22 protein-coding genes and 1 pseudogene are annotated in these 25,111 nt (G+C 43.3%); 12 read left to right on the forward strand and 11 right to left on the reverse strand.

From position 1 onward, the window contains the following. Positions 1 to 156: 156 nt before the first annotated feature. From MHI27_RS13245 to MHI27_RS13280, 8 genes are all read left to right on the forward strand, one after another. Entirely contained in the window at positions 157 to 534 is a 378-nt protein-coding gene (locus MHI27_RS13245; RefSeq protein ID WP_042187637.1) for a BlaI/MecI/CopY family transcriptional regulator, read from the forward strand. 5 nt (positions 535 to 539) lie between these two features. After that, the gene (locus tag MHI27_RS13250; RefSeq protein ID WP_405176457.1) at positions 540 to 2,777 is read left to right on the forward strand and encodes a M56 family metallopeptidase; all 2,238 of its coding nucleotides are present in this window, start codon (positions 540 to 542) and stop codon (positions 2,775 to 2,777) included. Between the two features lie 229 nt (positions 2,778 to 3,006). After that, positions 3,007 to 3,336 carry a PadR family transcriptional regulator gene (locus MHI27_RS13255; RefSeq protein WP_042187640.1) on the forward strand — a complete coding sequence of 110 codons (330 nt, stop codon included), beginning with the start codon at positions 3,007 to 3,009 and terminating at the stop codon, positions 3,334 to 3,336. After that, positions 3,329 to 3,682 carry a DUF1048 domain-containing protein gene (locus MHI27_RS13260; protein ID WP_052404266.1) on the forward strand — a complete coding sequence of 118 codons (354 nt, stop codon included), beginning with the start codon at positions 3,329 to 3,331 and terminating at the stop codon, positions 3,680 to 3,682. The genes MHI27_RS13255 and MHI27_RS13260 overlap by 8 nt, the downstream gene beginning before the upstream one ends. 11 nt (positions 3,683 to 3,693) lie before the next feature. Then, entirely contained in the window at positions 3,694 to 4,638 is a 945-nt protein-coding gene (locus MHI27_RS13265) for a daunorubicin resistance protein DrrA family ABC transporter ATP-binding protein (RefSeq protein WP_042187642.1), read from the forward strand. After that, positions 4,635 to 5,399, forward strand: coding sequence for an ABC transporter permease (locus MHI27_RS13270; protein ID WP_042187644.1), 765 nt, complete (start codon positions 4,635 to 4,637; stop codon positions 5,397 to 5,399). The genes MHI27_RS13265 and MHI27_RS13270 overlap by 4 nt, the downstream gene beginning before the upstream one ends. A 233-nt stretch (positions 5,400 to 5,632) precedes the next feature. Next, positions 5,633 to 6,886 carry an MFS transporter gene (locus tag MHI27_RS13275; protein ID WP_405176458.1) on the forward strand — a complete coding sequence of 418 codons (1,254 nt, stop codon included), beginning with the start codon at positions 5,633 to 5,635 and terminating at the stop codon, positions 6,884 to 6,886. A 115-nt stretch (positions 6,887 to 7,001) separates the two neighbouring features. Beyond that, positions 7,002 to 7,187, forward strand: a complete 186-nt coding sequence (locus tag MHI27_RS13280; RefSeq protein WP_405176459.1) for a hypothetical protein — start codon at positions 7,002 to 7,004, stop codon at positions 7,185 to 7,187. A 23-nt stretch (positions 7,188 to 7,210) separates the two neighbouring features. On the opposite strand, the gene MHI27_RS13285 is transcribed toward MHI27_RS13280, so the two are convergent. The 5 genes from MHI27_RS13285 to MHI27_RS13305 form a co-directional block, all read right to left on the reverse strand. Then, positions 7,211 to 9,487, reverse strand: a complete 2,277-nt coding sequence (locus tag MHI27_RS13285) for a DEAD/DEAH box helicase (protein ID WP_405176460.1) — start codon at positions 9,485 to 9,487, stop codon at positions 7,211 to 7,213. A gap of 378 nt (positions 9,488 to 9,865) precedes the next feature. Beyond that, a complete protein-coding gene (locus MHI27_RS13290) occupies positions 9,866 to 10,948 on the reverse strand; it encodes a hypothetical protein (RefSeq protein ID WP_042187651.1) in 1,083 nt (360 codons plus the stop codon). Positions 10,949 to 11,009: 61 nt separating this feature from the next. Then, on the reverse strand, positions 11,010 to 12,413 hold the full coding sequence (locus MHI27_RS13295; protein WP_076299370.1) for a HAMP domain-containing sensor histidine kinase: 1,404 nt from the start codon (positions 12,411 to 12,413) through the stop codon (positions 11,010 to 11,012). A 2-nt stretch (positions 12,414 to 12,415) separates the two neighbouring features. Then, entirely contained in the window at positions 12,416 to 13,075 is a 660-nt protein-coding gene (locus tag MHI27_RS13300) for a response regulator transcription factor (protein WP_149644295.1), read from the reverse strand. A gap of 503 nt (positions 13,076 to 13,578) precedes the next feature. Further along, positions 13,579 to 13,836 (reverse strand): hypothetical protein, encoded by a 258-nt coding sequence (locus MHI27_RS13305; RefSeq protein WP_042187657.1) that lies wholly within the window; start codon positions 13,834 to 13,836, stop codon positions 13,579 to 13,581. Positions 13,837 to 14,575: 739 nt separating this feature from the next. Between MHI27_RS13305 and MHI27_RS13310 the strand changes: the two genes are divergently transcribed. Continuing rightward, the gene (locus MHI27_RS13310) at positions 14,576 to 15,259 is read left to right on the forward strand and encodes a hypothetical protein (RefSeq protein WP_339270858.1); all 684 of its coding nucleotides are present in this window, start codon (positions 14,576 to 14,578) and stop codon (positions 15,257 to 15,259) included. Positions 15,260 to 15,832: 573 nt separating this feature from the next. Here MHI27_RS13310 and MHI27_RS13315 read toward each other — a convergent pair. From MHI27_RS13315 to MHI27_RS13325, 3 genes and pseudogenes are all read right to left on the reverse strand, one after another. Beyond that, positions 15,833 to 15,957: pseudogene (locus tag MHI27_RS13315) on the reverse strand (sulfurtransferase); the annotation flags it as partial. Between the two features lie 185 nt (positions 15,958 to 16,142). Next, positions 16,143 to 17,009 carry a stalk domain-containing protein gene (locus tag MHI27_RS13320; protein WP_405176461.1) on the reverse strand — a complete coding sequence of 289 codons (867 nt, stop codon included), beginning with the start codon at positions 17,007 to 17,009 and terminating at the stop codon, positions 16,143 to 16,145. Positions 17,010 to 17,593: 584 nt separating this feature from the next. Beyond that, a complete protein-coding gene (locus tag MHI27_RS13325) occupies positions 17,594 to 17,917 on the reverse strand; it encodes a hypothetical protein (protein WP_405176462.1) in 324 nt (107 codons plus the stop codon). Between the two features lie 896 nt (positions 17,918 to 18,813). Between MHI27_RS13325 and MHI27_RS13330 the strand changes: the two genes are divergently transcribed. Continuing rightward, positions 18,814 to 20,991 (forward strand): P-loop NTPase fold protein, encoded by a 2,178-nt coding sequence (locus MHI27_RS13330; RefSeq protein ID WP_405176463.1) that lies wholly within the window; start codon positions 18,814 to 18,816, stop codon positions 20,989 to 20,991. 414 nt (positions 20,992 to 21,405) lie between these two features. On the opposite strand, the gene MHI27_RS13335 is transcribed toward MHI27_RS13330, so the two are convergent. From MHI27_RS13335 to MHI27_RS13345, 3 genes are all read right to left on the reverse strand, one after another. Then, entirely contained in the window at positions 21,406 to 22,242 is an 837-nt protein-coding gene (locus tag MHI27_RS13335; protein ID WP_405176464.1) for a sulfurtransferase, read from the reverse strand. Positions 22,243 to 22,341: 99 nt separating this feature from the next. Further along, complete coding sequence (locus MHI27_RS13340) at positions 22,342 to 22,713, reverse strand: hypothetical protein (RefSeq protein WP_405176465.1); 372 nt, start codon at positions 22,711 to 22,713, stop codon at positions 22,342 to 22,344. 131 nt (positions 22,714 to 22,844) lie between these two features. Next, positions 22,845 to 23,216 (reverse strand): hypothetical protein, encoded by a 372-nt coding sequence (locus MHI27_RS13345; protein ID WP_379421762.1) that lies wholly within the window; start codon positions 23,214 to 23,216, stop codon positions 22,845 to 22,847. 199 nt (positions 23,217 to 23,415) lie between these two features. On the opposite strand from MHI27_RS13345, the gene MHI27_RS13350 reads away from it, so the two are divergent. Continuing rightward, entirely contained in the window at positions 23,416 to 24,372 is a 957-nt protein-coding gene (locus MHI27_RS13350) for an ABC transporter ATP-binding protein (protein WP_256721552.1), read from the forward strand. Then, a complete protein-coding gene (locus MHI27_RS13355; RefSeq protein WP_405176466.1) occupies positions 24,365 to 25,111 on the forward strand; it encodes an ABC transporter permease in 747 nt (248 codons plus the stop codon). Before MHI27_RS13350 ends, MHI27_RS13355 begins: the two co-directional genes overlap by 8 nt.

Consider the following 25,111-nt stretch of genomic DNA (forward strand, 5'->3'; position numbering starts at 1 on the left):
CCAAATATAGTGTTCTGCACTAACCCCACATCTGCATTCATTGTTAATAGTGATTCGTATTGTTACTTAAGGTTGACATAAACGAGACTTACTTGTATATTTTTTACATTGGATTACAAGTGTAGTCATTCAGTAGAAAGAAAGGCGGATAGGATTATGTCTACGGAAATTCCAAAAATCTCGGATGCCGAGTGGGAAGTAATGAAGGTGCTGTGGACTGGAGCCCCGCGCACGGCAGGAGAGATTGTTGAAGCTCTGGAGGGCAGCCGGGACTGGAACCCAAAAACGGTGCGGACGCTGATTAAGCGTCTGACGGAGAAAGGGGCTATCGGTTACAACCAGACAGGAAGGGTGTATTCGTATTACCCACTGGTGCGGGAAGAGGAATGCGTCCAATCGGAGACACAATCTTTTCTGAAGCGGATCTACGGTGGAACGCTGCGCCCGATGTTAGTCAACTTTTTACAGAATGAGAAGCTGTCCCGAGAAGATATTGAAGAATTGAAGAGAATTTTGGATGAGCGAAAGGACTGAGTCGCTTGCTGGAAGCTGCATACAATCTGTTCGTTAAGATATTGTCACTATCCGCTATGGCGAGCGTGCTGGCTTTGCTGATCCTGGCAACCCGTTTCTTGATCAAGAATAGATTAAAACCGACCTGGACGTATCTTCTGTGGATACCGCTGATCGTGAGGTTAGCCGTCCCTTGGACACCGGAAAGTGCGTTCAGCATTTTTAATTTGTTTCCGCTGGAGACAGAATCAGCTCTGACTTTCAATATTCCTTCTGCGCAGCCGGATGTAGGTGATTTGCCTGTGTCCGGGATGAACATTCAAGAGGTGGACTCGACCAAGGTCGCTGAAATAACAGGAACAGGAACTTCAAAGCAAGCCGAGAGACCAGATAGTATGACACTGGTGACTCCGGAAATCTACGATACTTATGAGACATTCAATACAGGCTGGACGCCGATGCATTTGCTGGTTCTGATATGGTTTAGCGGAGCAGTGGTAATGATAAGTCTGTCGGTTCGTGAGCAGCTGCGATTCACGGCACGGGTTCGACGGGAACCGGAGATCCGTTCCGCAGATATCCTGTGGTTGTTCGAAACGTGTCAACGAGAGATGAAGGTAAGGCGCCCAGTGAAGCTGGTTGAGACGAAGCAGATTGCCGTGCCAACACTGCTTGGTATGATGCGCCCCAAGCTGCTGCTGCCGACATCCATGTTACACAGGCTGGAGGCAAACGAACTGCGTCATATTTTTCTGCATGAGCTGGCGCATGTGAAACGTCGTGATATTTCGCTGAATCTGCTGACAGGACTGCTGCTGGCCCTGCATTGGTTCAATCCGTTGCTTTGGTATGCCGTTAGCCAAATGAAAAGGGATCAAGAGGTCGCCTGTGATGCGCTGGCTTTAAAGCATCTTGCATCGGAGCACCACAAAGACTACGCACGGACTCTTCTTAAACTATTGGAAACATTGACCGATCCAATCCGAGTGGCTGGTGCAGCCGGCATTTCAAGCAACAAGAAGGAAATGAAAAGAAGGATAACCATGATCACCAGGCATAAAAAAATCACAGCACAAAATACGGTGTTGGGGTTAACAGTAATTATGGTCTTAAGTGGCTGTACCTTGACTGGGGCAAAGCTGAGTTCTACGTCAGCCCCGGAGAAGAGTGTTGTTATCCCGTCAGCTTCTCAGACTAAAGATTCAACTGCAATCGATCCCAAAGGAACCCTATTAGTGGAGAAGAACGGAATAACTGTAACTGCAAAGCCCACGGCTGAGCATGCACTTTTGCATGAAGTCACGGTAGATGTGCGCGGTGAGGTTAACAGAACGTTTTTGTGGAATGCCGGTGAAGATGAAACGCGGCCACCTTCCATTGAAGAAGCCGATCTTAACGGGGATGGTACTAAAGAAATCTTTATTCGTATTACTACCGGCACTGGAACAGGGCTCTCAATGAGTGAGATTCATGTGCTCCAGCCTGTCACTCTGGAAGAGCTTGTGGTAGAGGAACCGGTCGAGACGCTAAATCGGAGGCTGAAATCCTCCATTTCACACCGGAATAACCACACTTACGTATCCGCTGAACTAGACGGAAAGCATTTGACTAAAGTGTATGATTACACTGAGGGGGATTGGGGCGAAAAGATTGGATTTGGCGCCGTAGTTTCGTATGAGCTTGATGGGGACCGTATTGTAGCTCGTTTGGCAGGTGCAGCATCCATCTCTGAGTTTCCGCTTGAAGTTATTGTCGTTTACGGCAAGGAATTGACCATTGAGAGTGTACAGATGTACTATGGCTCGTTTATTTCTCCTCCACTCAGTGAACAGGATATTAAGTCCTTGCTGGAAAAAAAGCTTCCAGCTAGCGGCTGGACTTTTGGTAAAAAAGGCGATCAATACACGATTAATTTTATGGATCCACCGAATGGTGTAGGGGAAGGCCTTAGCTATAAAATTAATCCTCTTACCGGAACGGTTCATGATACAACTTCTGGCAGTCCAGTGAGAAGCCTTGTGAATCGAGAAGCGATAGATCTGTGGAACATATCTAACGGTACGGAATACAAGAAGGAGCTGTATAAGTTACTTCAGCCAATCTTTGATACAGAAGGCTTCGAGCCAATAGATGAGGATTGGATTTCCGGCTTTATTGGAGATGGTTATTTGTTCAGTAATGTTAGGCAAGGCGGCAGGGAGTTCACGATAAAAGTGGATGTCTTCACTGGTCAATGGGAAGAAATTGCTGACCCGTATAAATAGTTTTGTCGATGTCGAAGAACCTCGTAACAATAAAGAAAGCCCGTGCCCAGCGCGGGCTTTCTTTATTGTTACTGACTTAAAGCAAATGCTTTCCACTCATACCAAATCCAGTCCCTACTGCTGTCGTATTTATTTTCAGCAATCCGCTTTTCCTCCTATTTACAATTCCACTACTCGGTGTTACTATATAGTGGTACTAAGCAATACAGAGTAGCATTGGAGGATTTAAATGGATAACCTAACAGAAATGCTGAAAGGAGTTTTGGAAGGCTGTGTACTTGAAATCATCAGCCGGAAAGAAACCTATGGGTATGAAATCGTAAAAACGCTAAATGCGCTCGGTTTCGAAGATGTTGTTGAAGGGACGGTCTACACCATCTTGATACGGTTAGAAAAAAATAAACTCGTCGATATCGAGAAAAAACCGTCCGAAATAGGACCACCAAGGAAATTTTATAGTTTAAATGAAGAGGGATGGCGGGAACTGTCCATGTTTTGGGAGAAATGGGGATATGTTTCGTCAAGACTTACCCAACTGAAGGAGGATAGCCGTGTATAAGAACATGCTCGCTAAATTTAAAGATTTACGTGAACAAAAAAAGGCTTATAAAGAGTGCGTAAAACGTTCAAAAGCGCTCCCGAACGATTACCGAGAAGTTTACAATATCGCATCGCGCTACATGCTGAATTTCTCAACTAACGATTCTAGCGTCATCAACCTGTTTCCCGAAATGCTTGACATGTTTGAGATGGGAGCTGCTGAAGGTCGAGATGTTCTGGAGATCGTAGGGAATGACGTAATGGCGTTCTGTGACGGGCTGCTCGAGGACGTTTCCGCTCAGACTTGGACAGGGAAAATGCGAGCCAAAATGAACGAGTCCATTCACAAAAAACTTGGAAGATAGGGGGGATTAGGATGACATCGAACAATTGGGCGATTGAAGTAATAGGCCTCAAAAAATCCTATAAGAACGTGGAAGTGTTGCGGGGGGTGGACTTCACTGTTCAGAAGGGTTCAACTTTTGCTCTTCTAGGGTCCAACGGCGCGGGTAAAACCACTATGATCAAAATTCTTGCCACCCTGCTCCAGCCCGACAACGGAAGCGCAAAGATTAATGGAGCCGACGTAACTAAGCAACCAGAGCAAGTACGTAAGGAGATCAGCCTGACAGGACAAAGCGTCACCGCTGACTATATCCTGACCGGACGCGAGAATCTGCGAATGATGGCCAAACTCCGCCATTTGCCCGATCCTGACAAACAAGCCGAGGAGTTATTACGTCGTTTTGACTTGCTCGATGCCGCCGATCGCCGAATCTCCACGTATTCCGGAGGGATGTGTCGGCGCTTGGATTTGGCCATGAGCTTATTGGGTAACCCTTCGGTCATTTTTCTCGATGAGCCGACCACCGGACTTGACCCGCAAGCGCGTCTTGCTATGTGGGATATGATCAAGGATTTAGCGAGATCAGGTGTCACTGTTTTTTTAACTACGCAGTATTTAGAGGAAGCTGACCATCTAGCCGATCAAATCGCGATCTTACATGAAGGTCATATCGTGGCAAGCGGCAGTCCCGCGGAGCTAAAAAATAGATTGCCTAAGGGTCATATCGAGCTTCGATTCGACAATGAAACAACGCTAAATCAAGCACAAGATCTGTTGAAGGAATTTAACGCGACTGCAGATTCGAACAATCTCACGCTCTCCGTCATTACAGACGGAAGTACGAGACAGATGATGCGACTGCTAACGAAAGCAGCGGAAGCTGACATAGAAATTGCCGAGTTTGCGCAGAAACTGCCCTCGCTTGAGGATGTTTTTCTCGCGATCGTCACTAGCAAAAAGGAGGACTCCCGATGAAATTCATTCATTTTCTAGGCGATACCGCCGTCATGAGTGGGCGTGTCATTCGCCATTCCACACGTAGCATCGACACGATTATTACCGTCATCGCCATGCCGATCATGATCATGCTGCTCTTTGTTTACATCTTTGGCGGAGCGATGAACACCGGTGATGTAAGCTATATCAATTATATTGTGCCCGGAATATTGCTCTTTTGCATTGCTAGTGGCGTGGCTTATTCTTCTCTTCGTATCAATAACGATCTCACGAAAGGCATATTCGAGCGTTTCCACTCCATGCCGATCGCAAAAGCCTCTATTCTAGGCGGTCATGTGGTTGCTTCATTAGTTTTTAACGTCATTTCATTGCTTGCCATTTTCCTTGTTGCCTTCGGAATGGGATTTCGGCCGAAAGCGGATGTGCTCGGTTGGGTATTAGCCATTGGTATTTTGTTGCTTAGCGTACTTGCGTTTACTTGGATTGCCGTCACCTTCGGCTTACTTGCTAAATCATTCGAAGGAGCAGGAGTATTTTCTTACATTTTGATGTTACTTTTATTCGTTAGTTCTGCCTTTGCGCCGACCGACAGCATGCCTTCGGCTATACGCGTATTCGCAGAATATCAGCCCATGACACCGCTTATCGAGAGTATTCGTTCTCTTTTACTCGGAGGAACGGCAGATAAAACTACGCTTGTGGCGGTATTATGGAGTTTAGCAATACTTGCGTTTTTCTGGGCTTCCGCAATGCGAGTGTATAAACGGAGAATGAAATAGACGTAAAAAAGAGCCGGTGGCTTCTCGAAAGAGGGGGATACCGGCTCTTTGTGTGCACAGGCTAATTTTAAGATTCTGGCTGAATGGTGGGGTGAATATTTCTGTGCTATTCTAGAAATGTGATTTATATAAAATTTTTGTACATAGAATTAGAAGTACTGGATTTGGTAATTAATTTTAATAGGCGAATGGGGAATGAATGATATTTTTTAAAAATGGGGGAGTAAGTTATAGTGATACCAAACGAAGCACAAAACAAAAAACATTGGAAACGGGATATAATTATCTTTCTAAGTAGTCAAACATTTTCGTTATTCGGTTCTGCTTTAGTTCAATATGCTATTATGTGGTACGTTACGCTTACAACAAAATCAGGTATGATGATGACATTATTTATTATTTGTGGATTCATTCCTACCTTTTTATTATCACCGTTTGCAGGTGTATGGGCGGACCGTTTCAACCGGAAATATCTTATTATGATAGCAGATGCCCTGATTGCCTTTGTTACACTGATTTTAGCCATTACATTTTTGCTTGGTTATGATGAGATATGGTTGTTGTTCGCCATTGCTGCAGTTCGTGCGCTCGGAGCTGGGGTTCAATCACCTGCGGTTGGGGCAATATTACCTCAAATTGTACCAGAGGATAAGCTGACGAAAGTAAATGGGATTAACGGAAGTCTTCAAGCACTAATGATGTTTGTTGCACCTATCGTTAGCGCGTCATTGCTTTCATTGGCAACAATAGAGGTCATTTTCTTTATCGATGTTATCACAGCGGCGATAGCGATCTTTACATTATCTTTCTTTTTGAAAATACCGTTGCATAAAAAAGCGACTGATAAACAAACGACAAGCTATTTGGACGATTTTAAACAGGGTTTAAGCTATATTAAAACCCACAGCTTTCTCAAAACTTTTTTCATTTTTTTCGCCTTTTTCTTCGTATTGATGGCACCGGCTGCATTTTTAACACCGCTACAAGTGACACGCAGCTTCGGAGATGATTATTGGCGATTAACAGCTATTGAAATTGCTTTTTCTATCGGTATGATGGCTGGCGGAGCAATTATTGCTTCATGGGGCGGCTTTCGAAACAAAGTATATACAATGACTTTTGCTAGCTTAATTATGGGTGTATGTACGTTCGCTTTGGGCATTGTACCTGTTTTTTGGATCTACTTAGTTATGATGGCTATTTTCGGCGTAGCTATGCCCGTCTTTAATACACCGACAACCGTAATGCTACAAGAGAAGGTAGATCCGGATTACTTGGGACGCATATTCGGAGTCTTTGGTATGATATCGACTTCCATGATGCCAATCGGAATGCTGATATTCGGTCCGCTCGCGGATGTAATTGAGATTGAATGGCTCCTTGTTGGAACAGGGGTGTTAACTGTAATACTGTCCATTATCTTCATTCGAAACAAATGTTTAGTTGAAGCTGGGATGCCTTTAATACAGGAAGCATCACGAGAGTAGAATTTTGCTAGAAGCGAGAACTTGAAACCCTTGTGTAGATAAAAAAAGAAGCTCTCCTAAAGTTCGTTTGAACTTTAGGGAAGGCTTTTCTTAATTAGAAAAAAGGAGAGCGACAATGACTTATTCACAGATGTGGAACAACGCAGGAAATGAAGCTGAAATTCTCTATTTGGAACAGCAAATTGTGGCCATCAAAAAAGAAATAAAACGAGCAAAAACCGCAGAACAACAGGAGATATTGGATCAAGCGAATCGCAAGCTGGCTGAATTGGAAGCGAAGCTGGATGAGCTAGAGGAGTAGGGGCTAACCGCCCCATCGTTGCATCAATATTTTGACAGCTTGAATATCGGCCTCGCAACCGTGCGAAGCCAATAAGCAAATACGGTCGTTCCGGTCCATGAGGTTCGCTTATTCTGTAGGTATTGATCGTTGATTATATAAGTCCGGGTGGAAGCAGGGCTTTTCAGACCGAACTTTTCCCACTCTGCCGGATCATTTGAACCTCCGAGCTTTTCAAGCATATTTTCTGACGCGATATTTATTTTAGAAGGAATTTGCTCGTAGGCTTCAGTGATTTGCGCATGAAATTCGTCGATTGGATTGCGGCTGGCAAGGCTCTCTAAGTGAATGCCTTCACGAAGGTAAGAAACGTATGCAAGATGGTCAGCCCAGAATTCGTCGATATAAAAAAGCCGTACCCGCTGCTCCGCTGGGCTCAACGGCTGCTCGCCTTTCAAAATTCGCAGCCGCTCCGCGTATAGAATTCGCCTCTGATCCTCCACCATATCCGAATAACAGTTCAGTTCCTTGTGAATATCAAAGTTTTGACCCATAACAATCCGCTGAATACTTGTGATCTTGCTGCTGAGCCCCGTCTCTTCAAGAGCCTCTTTCTGCCTGGGAGCGCGAACTGCTTTATGGATGCCGAAGCGAAGCAGTAACTCGTCCTCCAAGCTTACATAAAAAACGGAAGCTCCCGGGTCGCCTTGGCGACCGGAACGCCCGCGCAACTGGTCGTCGATCCGCACGCTTTCGTTCACATGGGTGGCAATTACGTACAACCCGCCTAGCTTTGCGATTACCTCCGCTTGCGTGGGGTCGACGCCGCCGAGCCGGATGTCGACCCCGCGTCCCGCCATATTTGTAGACACCGTCACTGCACCGGTTTCTCCCGCTTTGGCGATGATGTTTGCCTCTTCCGCATCGTTTTTCGCATTTAGAACATGGCAAGGTACGCCAGCAACCGCTAGTGCCTCTGCCAGCATGGCAGACTCTTCGACGCTTGACGTACCAATGAGAATTGGACGTCCCGTCCTATGGACGGATGAGATTTCTTGTACGAGTGCCTTAAGTTTGGCTTCTTTATGGGTATAAATCCGGTGCAGATGGTCGATCCGGATGTTTGGCCGGTTCGGCGGAATTTGCAGCACCTGCAGCGCATAAATATCTTCGAAGTCCATTGCGGATGCATGAGCGGTAGCCGTCATTCCGCAAATCTGCGGATACAGGCTGATGAAGTGTTGAATGGTGATCGTCCCGAGAATTTTCCCGCCGGCTATGGAGTACAGCCCTTCTTTTGCCGTAAGCGCGGCTTGAAGCCCGTCCGGCAAATACCGGTTCTCCGCCACTCGGCCGGTATATTCTTCGATCAGCTCGATTTTTCCGTCCCGGACGATGTAATCGACGTCTTTCTTTAATAACGATTCTGCATGCAGCGCGCAATTTAATGATGTCAGCAAGTGACTGTTATGGCTATCGTACAAATTGCCGCATCCCAGCAGCGATTCCGCTTGCGCAGCGCCTGTTTCATTTAAGTAAACGTTCCGCTGGAACTCGTCGAAGTCGTAATGCTCATCTCGCTTGAGCTGCTGAGCTACTTCTGCGAAACGAAAGCCGTCGCTCCTGGAAGAGGGAGAATCACCGCTTATGACTAGCGGCACCCGAGCTTCGTCGAGAAGCAGCGAATCCGCTTCGTCGACGATGACGTAGTGGAAAGGACGATGCACGGTATCCGCTTCGTTTAGTGCAATTGTGTCGCGCAAGTAATCGAATCCCGCTTCTTTTGCCGTAACATAGGTTATATCCTTGGCGTATGCTTCCTGTTTCTCGGACAGGCTCATGCCCGCTTGAACCGAGTTTACCGTTAATCCGAGAAAACGATAGATCGGGCCCATCCATTCCGCATCCCGTTTGGCTAAATAATCGTTAAAAGTCAGCACATGAATGCCTTTGCCAGTCAGTGCATTTAGATATGCAGGCATAACAGCAGAAAGTGTTTTTCCTTCACCTGTATGCTGCTCTATCAAGAATCTCTCGTGCAGAGCAATGGCAGCCATGATCTGGACATCGTAAGGATTTAATCCAAGCTTTCTCTTCGCTACCTCGCATACTAACGCATAAGCAGCGATAAGCAGCTCATCCAAAGGTGTACCTGATTTTGCTTCTTTTTGTAGCCGGAGGGATTCCGCTAGAAGCTGCCCATCGTCCCATGCTTCCAAATTCCGTTTTCTGATGAGCTCCACTTTGTCCTGATAAACTTTCAGCTTATTCTGGGTATCGCGGTCTTTGAATTTTTGCATCAATTTGACGGCTATATTCATAGAAATCTGATCTCCCCTCGGTAGAAATACGCTTAGTTTTGAACAATATTTGCGCTGATCAGTCGGTTAACAAGTTCCTGGATTCAATCTACCAAAATATTCTATTAAATGCAATTTGGACAAAGGATAGAGACTATTAAAGCGTGGATGCTTCTAGGTACACTACAACTATCATCTTCGAGTTTTTGATTGCAGATTGTTTGCAGAAGAAACCAAAAAGGACTGAACAGGGATCTTACTCATCACCTAGTTCAGTCCACAAACCACTTATTCAAATGCCTCGCAATTCTTACTCTTCCTCAGTAGCTTCTTTGACTTTTTCAAGAACTGGTTATACCGATTTGAAATATAATTTCCCCTTTGTTCATCCTTAATATCCTATTTAGCAGCTTCTGCTTCTTCATAGATGAGGCACCGAAGAGTCTGATCTGGGTAGCGTAACTCTGCAGTATAACTGCTGCCGTCTTCGAGCAACATTTTGACCGCTACCATACCGCGCTTATTATTTACGTCAGTGTCTGTAAGGGAAGCCGTGGCGATTTTCCGGGTTTCTCCTTGTCTGTCTGTAACTATTTTTATAGCCTCGTTAATCCAGGTTGCATCCTTTTGGATAGCGATGGCAGCTTCAGCATTGATTGGGGTTCTTGTGAGTGAAAAATTAGCTGCGGTCGTATCTACTACCGTCCGGGTGGAGGGATCAATAATTACGGTATATTGCCAAAATTCCTTACCTTGTCCTCTTAAGGTGTTGGTTTTATAGGGGGTGAATATTACCATCCAGGTCTTTTTCTTTGATAGCATGGATTCTCCTTGGCTTGCTTTTACTTCAAGCTTGGAGACGTCAGCTCCGAATATTTTTCGCACACTTGAAGCGGCCATGGCAACGGCGTCGGTCTGGCTCAAATTCCCTGTTTCTGGAGGGGTTACAATATTCCGTTTGGACAAGGCATAGGCCTCCCGGTAGAACCAGTCAATATATTGTAACAGTTCCTCGTCAGTCAATGTCCGATTCGGATACTTGAGCGTGTTTTTCTCCAAGTCAAAATAAAACTCCGCTTGTCCCGATTTTAACGGGAACAGCTGCTTGGGACGAAGGCCGTCATACACATACTGGTCTTCCAATATCAGCCTCCGGTTTATTTCATCCTCGGTCATCTCCCTTCCGATGGTGATAATTTCGTTATTGGGCTTGTCCGCAAAATCATAAATTTGCTGCATTTCTTCTTGGGTCATCAGCTGCTCTAGATCTCTGTTCACAGTAGATACCGGAGCTTCTGCTTCTACTTTTAGTACGGGTGCCTTGCTGCTGTTCAAGGTTAGATTGCCCGAGTCTTGTACTGCAGAAATGCTCTTGGCGGCGGTGGTGTTCACAAATCCTGGGACAATCATTGCGCTCACCGCCAGCACGCTTCCAGAGAACAAGAGTACAGCGAGTGTAGCGGAAATCTTGTTGTTCTTCATTTAACTTAACCTCCATTGGGATCGGATGATGATGAATCTTCCTAACCTTAATCCAAAGATGTTATAGAGTAGGAGGGCAGTTGTTATAGAGTTGTAAAAAGAGTCTGATGCTAGTTCCCTCGCCGAGGACAGAGTTTAAGGATAGTCTGGCCTTATGCGCTTCAGCAATTTGCCTACATAAGGATAATCCTAGGCCAGCGCCGCCATATTCACGTGAACGAGCCTGGTCTCCCCGATAGAAAGGTTCAAACACACGTTTAGCCATCTCTGCGGTGATTCCGGTTCCCGTATCACGGATTTCTAGCACGGCTTCTCCATCCAGCTCATAGGCCAGCATGTGGATTTCGCTGCCTTGCTTGGAGGCATGAATCGCATTCTCAACCAGATTTACCAATAATGAAGCTAGTAAATCGGGATCTCCCCAGACATTTGAAATCGTATGTTGGACATGAAATCTTATGCCAGCATCCGTCAATTTTGGGCGCTCCGTCTGTTGGATAGCTTGAAATAGTTCCGAAATATCCACCTGCTGAAGTGCCAACGGCTGATGCCGGAGGACAGACAAATCCAGCAGCTTGAAGGCCAGATTCTTGAGACGAAGGGTTTCACTAAGAATATAGCCACCCGCAGTTTGCTGTTCTTCCTGTCCAATATTGGCCGTGGTCAGAAACTCGGCGAACCCCTGCATGCTGGTCAAAGGCGTGCGCAACTCGTGGGCCAAATTATCCACCATCCTTTGTTTCTCTTCAGCCATGTCTGAGAGTTCCGTAACCCTCTGCTCCACGGCCTCCGCCATCCGGTTGAAGTTCAAGGCCAGTTCGCCAAATTCATCTTTGCTGCGCAGCTGCACCCGTTTCGTATAGTCGCCTTCGGCGATTGTTTTGCTGGTCTCTGACAGGAGCTTTAGCGGCTTGCTTAGATGCCGGATTAGAAGATAAAGAAGAAGCAGTAGAACGGGTCCCACGATCCAGTTAATCATTACAAAAAAGCGGTTCAGTTCCTGTTGCTTGTTGAAGAGCTCACTGATATCACGCTGATAGACAAGCAGCAAATGCTGGTAAGGAGCAGGAAGCTGAGTGGAGAGCTGAATAGAGCGTTCGTCTGAGGATACAGGCTGATCGCCTTTTCCTAAATTAGATTTCCCGAATTGTCCTTTTTGGGGAGGGTAAATCATTCGGTCGTTCTCCCATAGCTGTAAATAGATTCCCTGCTTACGGTAGTAATCTCCATAGGACTCAGAGACGCTGGCCAGTAGAATAGGGGTCAATGCCGTTCCCCGTGCTTGAATAGAATTAAGGTTCTCATAAATATTGTTGGCGATTAACAATTGCTCACTGGATGCTCTCTGCATTTCACTGTCCATGTTTAGCTGCCAGCTTTTTTTCATCACCATAATGACACTTACATCCAGAGCAGCAATAAAGAGAGCAAGTACCGACAGCAGAATCTTATGCCAGAATCTCATGATTAGCTCTGAACTTCCAGGCGGTAGCCTAGCTTGAAAATGGTTTTGATCCGTTCTTCCCAGCCCAGCTTTTTACGTAGCTGCCGGATGTGAACATCCACGGTGCGGGTGTCGCCCTCAAAATCATAGCCCCACGCCAATTCCAGCAGCTTTTCCCTCGACAATGCAATATTCCGGTTACGAATTAACACCTCAAGCAGCTCGAATTCTCTAACGGTCAAATCAACCGGTGTCTGATCTACTAAAACTTGCCGTTCCAGGTAACGCACCTCAACATTATCGCAAATGAAGCTGGAAGTGCCTTTTTCACCCCTGCGCAGGACTACATTGATTCTTGCCAGTAATTCAAGAATTTCAAAGGGTTTAATGATATAATCATCCGCGCCCAGCTCGAAGCCTTTAATGCGGTCAGCCAAAGAATTCTTGGCGGTGATCAAAATCACTGGAACCTGCAAATGTGCAATCCGCTGCATCACCTCAAAACCATCCAATTCCGGAAGCATAACATCCAGCAGAATCAAATCAGTCTTTTCACGCTCCAGAATTTCGAAAACCTCCGGTCCACGGTAAGCCTTGCTATATGTATGTCCAACCAGCTTGAGATTCATTGTAATTAAATCATTAATCGCTCGTTCATCTTCTACTACCAATATATTTGCCATTTCGTATTTCTCCTCCTGGTACCTTGCTCACTAAGTGCCACTTTCGTTATACACTATATACAACTAGAGGAAGGATTGTCCAGAAGGTTGGTAGTTTCATCAAGCGTTAATACCTAATAGGATAGAAAATTATGTGCTGAGCTGTTACCTTAACAGTAGAAACTGTTGTATTGGTCTTCCATCTATCATGAAAATATTTACAAATATAAATTGTTGATTTCGAATACATCTGAGAAACTCCAGTGTGAGGTATACGGGCCACCTCCAGCACCGCCAGCACATACTGGCAGTCGTGACGCACAGGAGTTAGCTCTGTACTCTAATTTATACTTGCCACAGAAAAGGTTAACGTCATATAGCGATATCCTCAGGTTGCTGGATTATACGAACGTCTGGATTTTAGAGCGTTTGCTTCGGAGGCCGGCAGCGAAATGATTGTACGTAAAAAGCTGCCCAAACTTCCCGGGCAGCCTCTCATATTCTTACGCGTACGTCTTCTGAGATCAAGCCGTTTGCGCCTCATGTTTGCGAGCTGTTACAGTGTCTTCTTTTTCCGTGGACCCGTTGTCCTGACGCTTAACTGCTTCCTCGTCTCGTACCCCATTCAATTCATGTTCGTTCTGATGAAATTCCTTGAGTATATTCTGGTAAATATGAGCCTCTTGAAGGTTCAGTCCGTCGCGATTTTCTTTCAAAACCCAGTTCTCGACCGTTTTCTTCAAGATTTCGCTCTTCCGTTCCAGCAGTTCCGTATAACTCAATTTACTTCATCCTTTCCGGTTCATGGTTTCAAACGCCGGATGGACTTTGTTTACTTGTCATTTCGTGCGTTTAACATCACATCCGACGTAACGTTTACCATTATACAGAAAATCCTGGTCGAACCCAACGCGGACCAACCGTCCTCAGATAGGGTGAGCACTACTTAGAATGGAACGGGAGTCCTCAGCGGACCGTTTCGCAGAAGTGCGGCCGGATACTCCGGTATGCTGACAGTTGCTTCTCTTTCATATAATCGTTTAACCAGATATCAAGCACGCGCTTTTAACTTTAATCTTCCTCAAGAACGATCGTAATCCCCATACAAAACCCAATCACTCTAATTTGCTGCATACCTTTATATATTCGTATATCCGGCCTTCTCCGGCGATAATACCCCGGGCGGGCAGTTGATTAAAATGGAAAGTAAACCCAAAGGTGGATAAGATGAAATATGCGATATGAAAATGTATTAATAGGGAAAATATTAAAAGAAAAGAGGATATAAATATAAAAATAAATGGAATAGAGAGTGATAGAATTTTTGGGGGATTTTACTGGGCTTATTTATTTTGAATGATCCTGCCGATTTCCTATTGTGCATTCTAATGATAATGTGGCACAATATTTATAGATAAAACCAAACGAGGCAAAGAATGCCCCGTCTCCTTTCCTTTTGGAATAGAGGCGGGGTTTTGTATGATTAAAAACATATTTCGTTGCAGAGCGAGGGGATAGGTAATGGGTTTCGAGAGGGAGCATAATGAATGGTTATGTAATCATCTTAAACAAAGGAAGGGAGAGCGGCTTGATGCACTTAAACGCGGTCATGGTTACGGAAACCGCTTGTTTGTCGAGCGGGTGTGGTGGCCTCTAGCCGGACATTTTCACGGATTACACCCAGAATATGAAGTTAAGGACTGGCGCGGCAGATCCTATTTTGTGGATATTTTGTGGGAGATCGGAGCCTCGCGTATTGCATTTGAGATCATGGACTATGGCTCACATGGAACGGATCGTAGCAAATACCGCATGGACTTGAACCGCGGGCTTTTTCTACAGTCTCAAGACTGCACGGTGCTCTATATCTCGCTGGATGAGCTAAAAGAAAATCCATCCTTCATTCTCTCCGCGCTGCGGAACATTCTCTTTTCTTATTTGTTAGCAGAAAAGTCTGCGAAGACAACCGTTGAGAGAGCTTATTCCAGAATCGAGCGCGATCTTATGCGGGCAGCCATCCGGCACCATCGAGTCCTTCGCCCGGCTGATGCCGCGAGAGAACTGGAATTGCACACGATGACGATCATTAAATACTGCCGTCAGCTGGTGGATAAAGGAAAATTTCGCCCGGTGGCAAGAGGTTCATCTCAGCGAATCATTTACTATGAATATATTGGCACGCTACAAAGTCCAGATTTGGTTTGAAGATGAAGGCCGTCGTGAGAATGTGAATGAAAAATCGAATACAATGTGCCGTCGGTAACGTAAATGAGCAAATGTATGCGAAAAATCGAACACAATGTGCGGACGGTAGGTAAACGAGCCAAATGTATGCGAAAAACCGAATACAATGTGCCGACGGTAGGTAAATGAGCCAAATGTATGCGAAAACCGAACACAATGTGCCGCCGGCAAGCTGAACGAGCCAAATGTATGCGAAAAACCGATCACAATGTGCCGACGTTAGGTAAACGAGCCAAATGTATGCGAAAAATCGAGTACAATGTGCGAACGGTAGGTAAACGAGGCAAATGTATGCGAAAAACCGAATACAATGTGCCACAGGTAACATAAATGAGCCAAATGTATGCGAAAAACCGAACACAAAGTGCCGACGGTAGGTGATCAGCCAAATGTACGCGAAAAATCGAATACAATGTGTCGCCGGCAAGCTAAACGAGCCAAATACACACGAAAAATCGAATACGATATTTTTCTAGTATGGTCGGGTCTCTGATTTCCAGGGAATCACAAGAATCCACACCGCGGGTTCTTATTCTATTCTTCTCCTATCGCCACCGGATTCTCCCCATAACTAATCCAATCACTCCAACTACCCGCATAACATTTCTATACCCAGCTTTTTCAAGCGCGAGCACATTCGGGCAGGCACCTACTTTGGAGCGGAAGCGGCTTATTCATGTAGTAAGACCATAAGGAGAGATTTCGTGGATAAATGACATGATTTCAATGGTATGACATTCGATTGTTAGGTTACGGAGCTTGAATTCTTACGTGGTCTCATTTTTGCATATCGAAAAAAGGAATGCTAGCACGACGAGTTAGCATTCCTATTATGAGTTTTATGTTAGTAAAATTTTACACCTGTCATAATATAGCTATTGGTTTTTTCGTCAAAATCAAACTTTAAATCGGTAGTGAGGCTATATATGTAGCCAGGTAACATTATTTTGTAACCTAGGTTAGCAGAGTAGGTGTTTTTATCAGAGAAAGACTTATCGAATTTCACATCACTAAGTGGTGCGATTTTTAAAAGTCTTGCATATTCAGTCATAGTGACACTATCATTGTCTTGGATACTTGAGGCAACCATTTTGGCTAAATATTCTTTTGCACTTTTTTTGTATTCCATATTATAGCCGCCAATATCATCAATCGCATATTTATCAATCAGAGCATTCATACCAGAGCTTGATCCAGAGGTTAGATCACTTCCGTAAGCCTTGATAAAAGCCAATGCTACGGATCTATATTTTTCACCTGAAGTGTTTAGATCAAAATTAGAAGGCAATGAGATTACCCCACTTGGAAGGTTACTTTGTTGGGTGACGGAGTCATTCGCTGCAGGTGGTGTTGTCGCTGTTGGTGTTTTTGAGGTTGTTGAAGTGTCATTGTAAGGTTCTCCGGTATTTTCACTACCCGAGGTTGTAATTGCTACTGTTTTACTGCTGCCATTCCATAGGACTGACGCATTCATAGCTTCTCCAACCGCCTTGGCGGGAAGGTAAGTAGAACCATTGTAGACTAGAGGGGAAATTTTATTCCCATTAGCATCTTTAGGGCTCCAGGAAACGCCATTCACAGTGAATTTAATAGTACTATTAAGGTATGCTTGCACTAAAGACACTCCGTTCGAGGCATAGACCCCTACAGCCCCGCACAATAATCCTGTAGCCAAAATAGAAGAGATAAATACTTTTTTCGTAATATTCATAAAAATAAAACCTCCCAATCGTTATATGATATTTTTTTTATGTACTTAATTATCAAATCCCATTTTCTCCTTCCGTATAATATCATCGGCATCTCAATTGTTATAATTTAGGGATAATTTGTGTCATCTACTTTTTAGGTTAAGATTCGTAAGTGATTGCATAAAATATATTTAATGGTTTTTTTTGCTTATATATAAAAAGTGGTAAAAACGTGTGCTAGATTTTTTATATAAATTTTCCAGAGACTTCTTTTTTAACATGGATTAACCTTCTACGGAAAAGATACAGAGCTTAGGCACTTTTATCGATAATCAAATCGTTTCTTCGGGAGTAATCCTATAACCATTTTCCTGGATAACGCTGCCCTTTTTTGTGTAAGGGCTATACACAGATAATCAACGGTATCAACGCCAAAAACTTACTAAGCTTCGAACAAAAACCCAAACCCAAATCCAAACCCAAACCCAAACCCAAACCCAAACCCAAACCCAAACCCAAACCCAAACATCGTCCCCCTAAACACTTGTGTATCAACGTTAGTCATACTGAAATGGAAAAGTCTCGCTAGAAACTAGCGAGACTATCATAATCTATCCATAACGCGTAGTCGCTCAACACAATCTCGCATTTTATCAGCGATCAGTCTGCTTGCCTGAGCGAGCAACACTTCCGTTTTTCGTTCACCTGCAGCGTAGGTTTGGATAAACGACTGGTCGAGATCATGTGTGATATGTACATAAAGCTCACCCTCGTCAACTAAAGCGATTGATCTATTGTAATCAACATTATTAAGATGATTATCCTTAGTAACAAGTTCAATAACTTCAATCTGGTTACGCTTATTATTACTTGCGGTTTGTTTCAGAAAATCATCCCAATTATCTATCTTACTAAAGTCGAAGCTCAAGGCTCATCTCCTATTTTGGATTTAATGTTTTATTTTATCAGTTCGAGAATTTCCAGTCAATTACTTGTTTAAGTCTTCTTAAACTAACTGATTGTCTAGGAGTTATGCCTTCTGATGGTAGTAAGTAAAAAGATGTAGGAGTTAATTGTCTGATCGCTTTTCCGCTTCCTAACATGATGAATTAATAGAGGATTTTTATATAAGTGAACTAAGATCTTGGGGTTTCATAGTGTAGTGGTATAAATTGTTGATTTCGTATGGTTATTTGTTTGCAACTTGTTGACAGGTTGTTTGCAATCAGCCCCTGATAGGGTGAACTAATCAAGCTTTAACAATGGTTCCTTGAGCAGAAAGATGAACGAACAAAAGAACATGCCCAAAAGTTATAAAATGCTTTTTCAAGAGAACATGAGTTGGGCTAAGGAATCATGTGACAAAGAGTGAGATGAGAACCGTAGGCACGGAGGAGTGGAAGCTGTCACCTGGGTGACTGGAGGTAGCACGAGGTGACAGAGTGGTGACACTGATTAAAATAATAATATTATTTTACTATATCTTGAAGCGAGCTTCTACAACCTTAGCTTAAAGTTGCTCCCGGCCCTTTCAGGGACGTGGATAATTAGTTTTTATTTTTTGTGGTTTTTCTGATATGGTTTGAATTTCTCCGCTAATATTGATGAAACTTAGTAGCTTAATGCTGATAAGGTATCATAATGGACCAATGACTCCGAATCTCTAAGTGTCTGAACATAGGAATTCGTCTTAACATATCCCTTGAAGTACTAGCAAATGTTTGATTCTCACTAAAACATTGAATTAATTGCAAGGGTTCTATTGATATGAGTTAATATATGTATAAACAAGAATGTATATAGGTGAAAAGGTGGTTGAAAAGTATGTCCAATTCAAATTCAATGGATGCTTACTCGTCTGATGCACCAATTAAACATCCTGAAGGTGATGTATTCAAAAGATGGCCCTTTGCTCAACGTGTCGCTCAAGTTATTGCAACAAGAAGAGATAAAAGTAGTATTGTCATCGGTATTAATGGTGAATGGGGTGAGGGCAAGACATCTGTTTTGAATTTTATACAATATGAGTTGAACCAGCATGCAAATGTTGTTTGTATGAAGTTTAATCCTTGGAGATTTGGAGACGAAGAACAATTGCTTAAGGTTTTCTTCTATGATTTAGCAAGCTGCATTGATCAGTCATTATCAACAACTGCTGAAAAAGTTGGAGATCTGATAAAGCGTTTTGGGAAACCACTAGCCTCATTGGCTGGACAAGGTGAAGTGGCTGGAAATTTGGGGGATATGTTAAGTTCTGCTGACATTGAGAATTTACGTGAAAGAATTGAGAAGATTTTAGATGAGCAAGATCGCCGAGTTGTGATCCTTGTTGATGATATTGATAGGCTGGAGAAAAGCGAGATCCATGCAATATTTCGTCTGGTAAAGCTTACAGCAGACTTTAAGAATACTGCCTATGTTTTGGCATTTGACCACGAGATGGTAGCTGCTGCACTTCAAGAGCGTTATGGATCGGTACAACAAAATGCAGGGAAAGCTTTTTTGGAGAAAATTATACAAGTGCCATTACAATTACCGGCAGTAGATAGAAATTCATTGCGGAAATATTGTTTTTCTGGTGTCAATGAAGCATTATCGCAAGCGGATATTGTTTTGGGAGAAGAGAATGCTCAGCTATTCGTACGCAATTTCACTTATGGTCTAGAGACAAGGTTGAACACTCCAAGACAAGCTAAGCTTTATAGTAATATACTTACATTTTCTCTCCCAATATTAAAAGGAGAGGTCAATAACGTTGATCTGATGTTAATTGAAGGTGTAAGAGTGTTTTATCCTAGGTTATATGATGTTATTCGTCGTAATACCACACTCTTTCTAAGTGAAATTAGAGACTATGGACGTAGAACTGAAGAAAAAAAGGAGAAAGTCAAGGAATTGATATCGACCTCCTTGGAAGGATTTAGAACAGAAGATATAAAATCAGCTAATGAAATACTTACATATTTATTTCCTCGTTTGGAGGGTGTGTATGGTAATACACACTACGGTTCAGATTGGGATAAATCATGGGCCAAGGCCAAACGAATATGTTCTAGTTCATATGTAGCCAGATACTTCTCTTATTCTGTCCCTGTTGATGATATTTCTGATCAGCAATTAAGAGCTTTTATCGATAAATTATCTGAGATGAGCATTGATAATGTTTTAGTTGAGATCGGTCATATAATGGATCAAAGAAATGCGGAAGTGGTAATTGCAAAGCTACGTCAAGAGGTGTTAAGCATTTCGGTAGAAGCATCGAAAGTTCTAGCACAAGCATTAGCTATTTCGGCGCAGTTGCTACCAAATCCAGAAGCATTATTTAGTCTTACTGCATTCTCTCGAGCTGCTATGCTCGTCGGAGACCTCGTTTCTAATATTTCTACAAAAGAAGAACGAATTGCTCTTGCTGTTGAACTAGTAGTAACGGCAGAACCCCTTAATTTTGGGTATGAATGCCTGAGGTGGTTTAAACGAAACAAGGAAGAACGCCCAGATCCGAAAGGTTTCAACTCAGAAGATTTGGCTACTATTGGAAGAGTACTTGCAGAACGGATTGGAGATTATGAAGGTGGGCCAGCTGCATTGATTAATAATTTTGAATCGAACGTAACTTCTCTTCTTTATATTTGGAGTACTTATGGAGAGGAAAGAGAAGCCAATAATAAAATTGACTCGTGGTTAGAAGAATATCCCGAAGGTGTGACCCAACTCTTACTATCATACGTACCGACTGCATGGGGAATGGAAAGCGGTTTATCTCATAAGGCAGATTTTGAATTTGAACAATATAAAGCAGTCACACAGGTAGTTGAGCCGGAATTGATTATAACTGCCCTAGAAAGGGTATACAGTGATCTAATAAATGTGGAGCAATATCCTGAGTTCGACGAAACTCCATTAGAGCTTAAAACTGCTCAACAGTTTGTTTGGCTCCATAAAAATTCTAATCAAAATGGTAATCTATCAGATGTTGATGAAATTGAAGAAGGTACAGACTGAATACACAAATTGTAAAAAACTAATGATTTGAAATGAACTTCTATCGCCTTCAGTGGCAAATTAATTACTTGGTCTGATATCTTCGAATCTTTATTTTATTTGAAATGGACAAGTGCTTCCTCTAAATTCTCAATTGTGCTGAATAATCTGTGTAATAGTATCATCCAAGTAACTCACTCTTTATAAGACAAATGATAATCTTTCTGCATCATCCTAAATCCTTTCTAATTTGAGCATTCAACACCAACTTATTTAGCTTGCTATTAGGTGGATGTTTCTACGGGCATCGGAACTATTATTTTTGAGTTTTTGTTTGCAGATTGTTTGCAATTGAACACAGAAAGGACTGAACTGGAATTTTACGCATCACCCAGTCCAGTCCATCCAACTACTTATCCAAATTCCTCGCAACTCTTATTCTTCCCCAATAGCCACCGGATTCCCCTCATAACTAATCCAATCACTCCAACTACCCGCATACAATTTCACATTCCTATACCCAGCTTTTCCGAGCGCGAGCACATTCGGGCAGGCACTTACACCTGAACCACAGTACACGATAATTTCTTGCTCAGGATCAATTCCCTCATAATGCTCTTTCAGCACCTCAGTTGATTTCCAGCGTCCTTGCTCATCCAGCACTTCTTTCCAGAACTTATTGATCGCCCCAGGAATATGACCTGCCTTCGGATCAATCGGTTCTTCCAGCCCTTCATAGCGACGGGACTCGCGGGAATCAATCAATAGTGCGCGACCGTCGTTAACTACATTTTGCACATCTTCCATGCTAGCAAGCATCTTCTTCTGAACATCTGCTTCATACTGGCTAGGAATCCTAACCGCTTGATGATCACTGACGGGGAAGGATGCTTTTTTCCAAGCAGAGTAGCCTTCATCCATTACAAACACACGTTCATGTCCCAAATATTTAAGCATCCACCACAGACGGGAAGCGTAGGCACCACCTTGATCATCATAAGCAACGACAATACTATCTCTGTTAATACCAACCTTGCTAAGAACGGTGGTTAGCTTCGAGATCTCAGGCAGTGGGTGGCGTCCACCGTGTGCGCTTACTGGAGCGGAGAGTTGTTCTTCTAGATGAAAATAGATTGCGCCGGGAATATGATCTTCTGTATAGGCTTTACGTCCAGCTTCCGGATCGGTGAGTAAAAAACGGCAATCGACTATAACCAGTTCAGGTTCGTATAACCGAGCAAGCAGCCATCGGGTAGAAACGATTGGTTCCATAAAGATACCTTCTTTCTATTAATATGTATGGAGTCATTATAGCGGAAAATAAATGAGGACGCACCTTAAGCTTATAGCTTAAACTGCGTCCTCAGGTGATTAGATCAAACGATATCCTGAAGGCAAGCTACCAGTGCGCTGTATGGCGCGAACCTGCGCCGGAGTCAGCCGCTGATTGCTTGAAATGAGCGATTCGACATCTCCTCTACGGAGAAAGTCATCCAGTTCGCGAATGCTGTGGTTACCACGCAGAATTACGAAATTGTCACGGAAGCGAGAACGATCGAACAACACAAGCGTAGCATTCGGATTCGTGGAGAAAAAGCGTAAGCTTTCTATTCCAGTAAGGACTGCATCAATATCTGCAATGCCTAGGTTGCCGCGATAGGTTCTGCGGAGCCCACGAAAGTTCTCCTCACTATATACTCTTAATCTGGGATAGATTACGGACGCTGCTTTTATGGTTACCATATTTCATCTCTCCTTGTTGGATTGACTTAGCAGGTAAATCTAATAACTATTTGATCTCAGAAGATCACTTGGGAAAAAGGAGTAACCTGGGCTCTAGCACCAGATTGCTCCTTTCTTGTTGAATGGAAATGTTAGATCAGGCGATATCCCGCAGGCAAAGTGCCGCTGCTGCGGATATTGCGAATCTGTTCGAGAGTTAATCTTTGATTAGTTGAAATAATCGATTCCACATCATTACCGGAAATGAAGTCGTCCAAATCACGGATGCTGTGGTTTCCACGAAGTACACGGAAGTTCCCTCTAAACTGGGTTCTAGTGAAGAGTACCAGTGTTGCATTACTGCTAGTAGAGAAGAAACGAAGACTCTCAATACCATCTAAAATCCTATCCGTATTACGAATGCCAAGGTTGCCGGTAAAGATTCTACTGCTACCCCTAAAATTTTCTTCATTGTATACAGTCAAACGTGGGTTAGTCTGTGATACATGAACCTCTTTTTTCATTTGTCATTCCTCCTTTGTAATCTAATCTATGTTCATTTCAATTTTTGGTTTGGCAGATAGTCTAATAGAAAGCCCTTATTTTGCGTAATCCATAATTTCGGGCTTTACATCAACAATATATTAGTGTACTATTCAACTATAACACCGACACATTAAAACAAACTCATCAATAATACAAAAGATGGCAGGGAGGATTACCATGAAGCAGGGAAGTGATGAACGCATGCAGGATTCAATCGTGCTGCAAATGAATGGGGTAAGCAAGATCATTAAAGGGAAATCCATTGTGGATAAGCTGACATTTGATATCCGTAAGGGAGAAATTGTTGGGCTATTGGGACCCAATGGTGCAGGGAAGACAACAACGATCCGGATGATGACGGGTCTTATACGGATGAGTGAAGGCGATGTGATCGTTCAAGGTCACAGTGTTAAGAGTGATTTTAATAAAGCTATTGGACATATTGGAGCGATTATTGAAAATCCAGAGTTCTATCCGTATATGACAGGGCTTGATAATCTAAAGCAATACCAGAGAATGACAGATAATATTGAGGCTGGCAGAATTGATGAGGTTGTTGAATTGGTAGGACTTCAGGAAGCGATGAATAAGAAAGTGAAGGCCTATTCGCTGGGTATGCGTCAACGTCTTGGGATTGCTCAGGCATTACTGAACCGACCAAAGTTATTGATTCTAGATGAACCTACGAACGGCCTTGACCCAGCAGGCATACGAGAAATGCGTGATTATATGCGTAGGATTGCTGAGGTTGAAGGGATTTCTATTCTAATATCCAGCCACTTACTGACTGAAATTGAGCAAATTTGTCACCGGGCCATCGTGATTCAGAACGGCAAATTGGTGACCGTTACAGCGATTGGTGGGGAGCAGGAGACAGCTTCAGATGTGAAACTAACCATTCGTGTAGGCTCAGTAGAATCAGCTATTAACATCTTGGAAGGGCTAGAATACGCAGAGTTATTGTCTATGGATAGTGCTCGTTCTGAGGTGACAATAAATCTGCATGACAGTAAAGTGCCGGAACTAGTGTCGACTTTTAGTAATAAAGGGGTAGGTATTTACCGGATTGCAGAGAATAAACAAAGCTTAGAGGAAGATTTCTTGAAATGGACAGGAGGGAACCGAATTGCGTAGCTTTAATAATTTGGTTGTTAATGAATGGCTCAAGCTCTCGAAGAAACGTACGTTTTTTGTACCTTACCTGATATTAATTCTATTATCCCTGCTATTAGGTTATATTGTTCATTCTGCCTCACCTGATATGTTTGGATCAGCTTATGACTTTTCAGCAATGATGCTGCTTTCACAAGGGATTGGGCAAGTGATTACCATTCTCGCAATCATCGGAACAGCGGGTATTGTCTCAAAAGAATATAGTCAGGGCACCATCAAATTCCTTCTAATCCGTGCGAGAAGTCGTACAGCAATACTTGCGTCTAAATATGCTGTTGTGTTGATTTACCCGTTCTCAGTGGCAGTTGTCGGCATGTTGGCGGTTTTTGCATCAGGAGCTTTATGGTTTGGCTTGAGTGGTGGTGAGGCTGGTATTCGTGAGATGTTAACCAGTTTAATGTATAACTCAGTTAGTACAGTTGTATATACAACACTTGCTTTTATGATCGGTATTTTGACAACATCTACGGGTGTTACAATTGGTGCTACAATGTTTATGCTGATGATAGACAAATTGGTTATTTTTCGTGAATTTTATAAATATGTATTATTCCCCAACCTAAATTTAGCTGCTTATGAAGGTGGAGGAGCACCTATGCCTGGAATGACGCTGACCTTTTCCATAGTAATGCTAGTTTTATACACAGCTGTCTTTCTACTCATAGGCTTCTCCGTCTTTAGACGAAGGGATGTTGCTTAA

It is taken from the genome of Paenibacillus sp. FSL H8-0261 (assembly GCF_045040645.1).
Taxonomy (GTDB): Bacteria; Bacillota; Bacilli; order Paenibacillales; family Paenibacillaceae; genus Paenibacillus_AQ.

Bases quoted from the DNA above. Each gene is read 5' to 3' on its own strand.
- MHI27_RS13245 (WP_042187637.1), top strand. From the start codon at position 157: ATGTCTACGGAAATTCCAAAAATCTCGGATGCCGAGTGGGAAGTAATG.
- MHI27_RS13255 (WP_042187640.1), top strand. From the start codon at position 3,007: ATGGATAACCTAACAGAAATGCTGAAAGGAGTTTTGGAAGGCTGTGTA.
- MHI27_RS13265 (WP_042187642.1), top strand. From the start codon at position 3,694: ATGACATCGAACAATTGGGCGATTGAAGTAATAGGCCTCAAAAAATCC.
- MHI27_RS13270 (WP_042187644.1), top strand. From the start codon at position 4,635: ATGAAATTCATTCATTTTCTAGGCGATACCGCCGTCATGAGTGGGCGT.
- MHI27_RS13280 (WP_405176459.1), top strand. From the start codon at position 7,002: ATGACTTATTCACAGATGTGGAACAACGCAGGAAATGAAGCTGAAATT.
- MHI27_RS13285 (WP_405176460.1), bottom strand. From the start codon at position 9,487: ATGAATATAGCCGTCAAATTGATGCAAAAATTCAAAGACCGCGATACC.
- MHI27_RS13290 (WP_042187651.1), bottom strand. From the start codon at position 10,948: ATGAAGAACAACAAGATTTCCGCTACACTCGCTGTACTCTTGTTCTCT.
- MHI27_RS13295 (WP_076299370.1), bottom strand. From the start codon at position 12,413: ATGAGATTCTGGCATAAGATTCTGCTGTCGGTACTTGCTCTCTTTATT.
- MHI27_RS13300 (WP_149644295.1), bottom strand. From the start codon at position 13,075: ATGGCAAATATATTGGTAGTAGAAGATGAACGAGCGATTAATGATTTA.
- MHI27_RS13310 (WP_339270858.1), top strand. From the start codon at position 14,576: ATGGGTTTCGAGAGGGAGCATAATGAATGGTTATGTAATCATCTTAAA.
- MHI27_RS13320 (WP_405176461.1), bottom strand. From the start codon at position 17,009: ATGAATATTACGAAAAAAGTATTTATCTCTTCTATTTTGGCTACAGGA.
- MHI27_RS13330 (WP_405176463.1), top strand. From the start codon at position 18,814: ATGTCCAATTCAAATTCAATGGATGCTTACTCGTCTGATGCACCAATT.
- MHI27_RS13335 (WP_405176464.1), bottom strand. From the start codon at position 22,242: ATGGAACCAATCGTTTCTACCCGATGGCTGCTTGCTCGGTTATACGAA.
- MHI27_RS13340 (WP_405176465.1), bottom strand. From the start codon at position 22,713: ATGGTAACCATAAAAGCAGCGTCCGTAATCTATCCCAGATTAAGAGTA.
- MHI27_RS13345 (WP_379421762.1), bottom strand. From the start codon at position 23,216: ATGAAAAAAGAGGTTCATGTATCACAGACTAACCCACGTTTGACTGTA.
- MHI27_RS13350 (WP_256721552.1), top strand. From the start codon at position 23,416: ATGAAGCAGGGAAGTGATGAACGCATGCAGGATTCAATCGTGCTGCAA.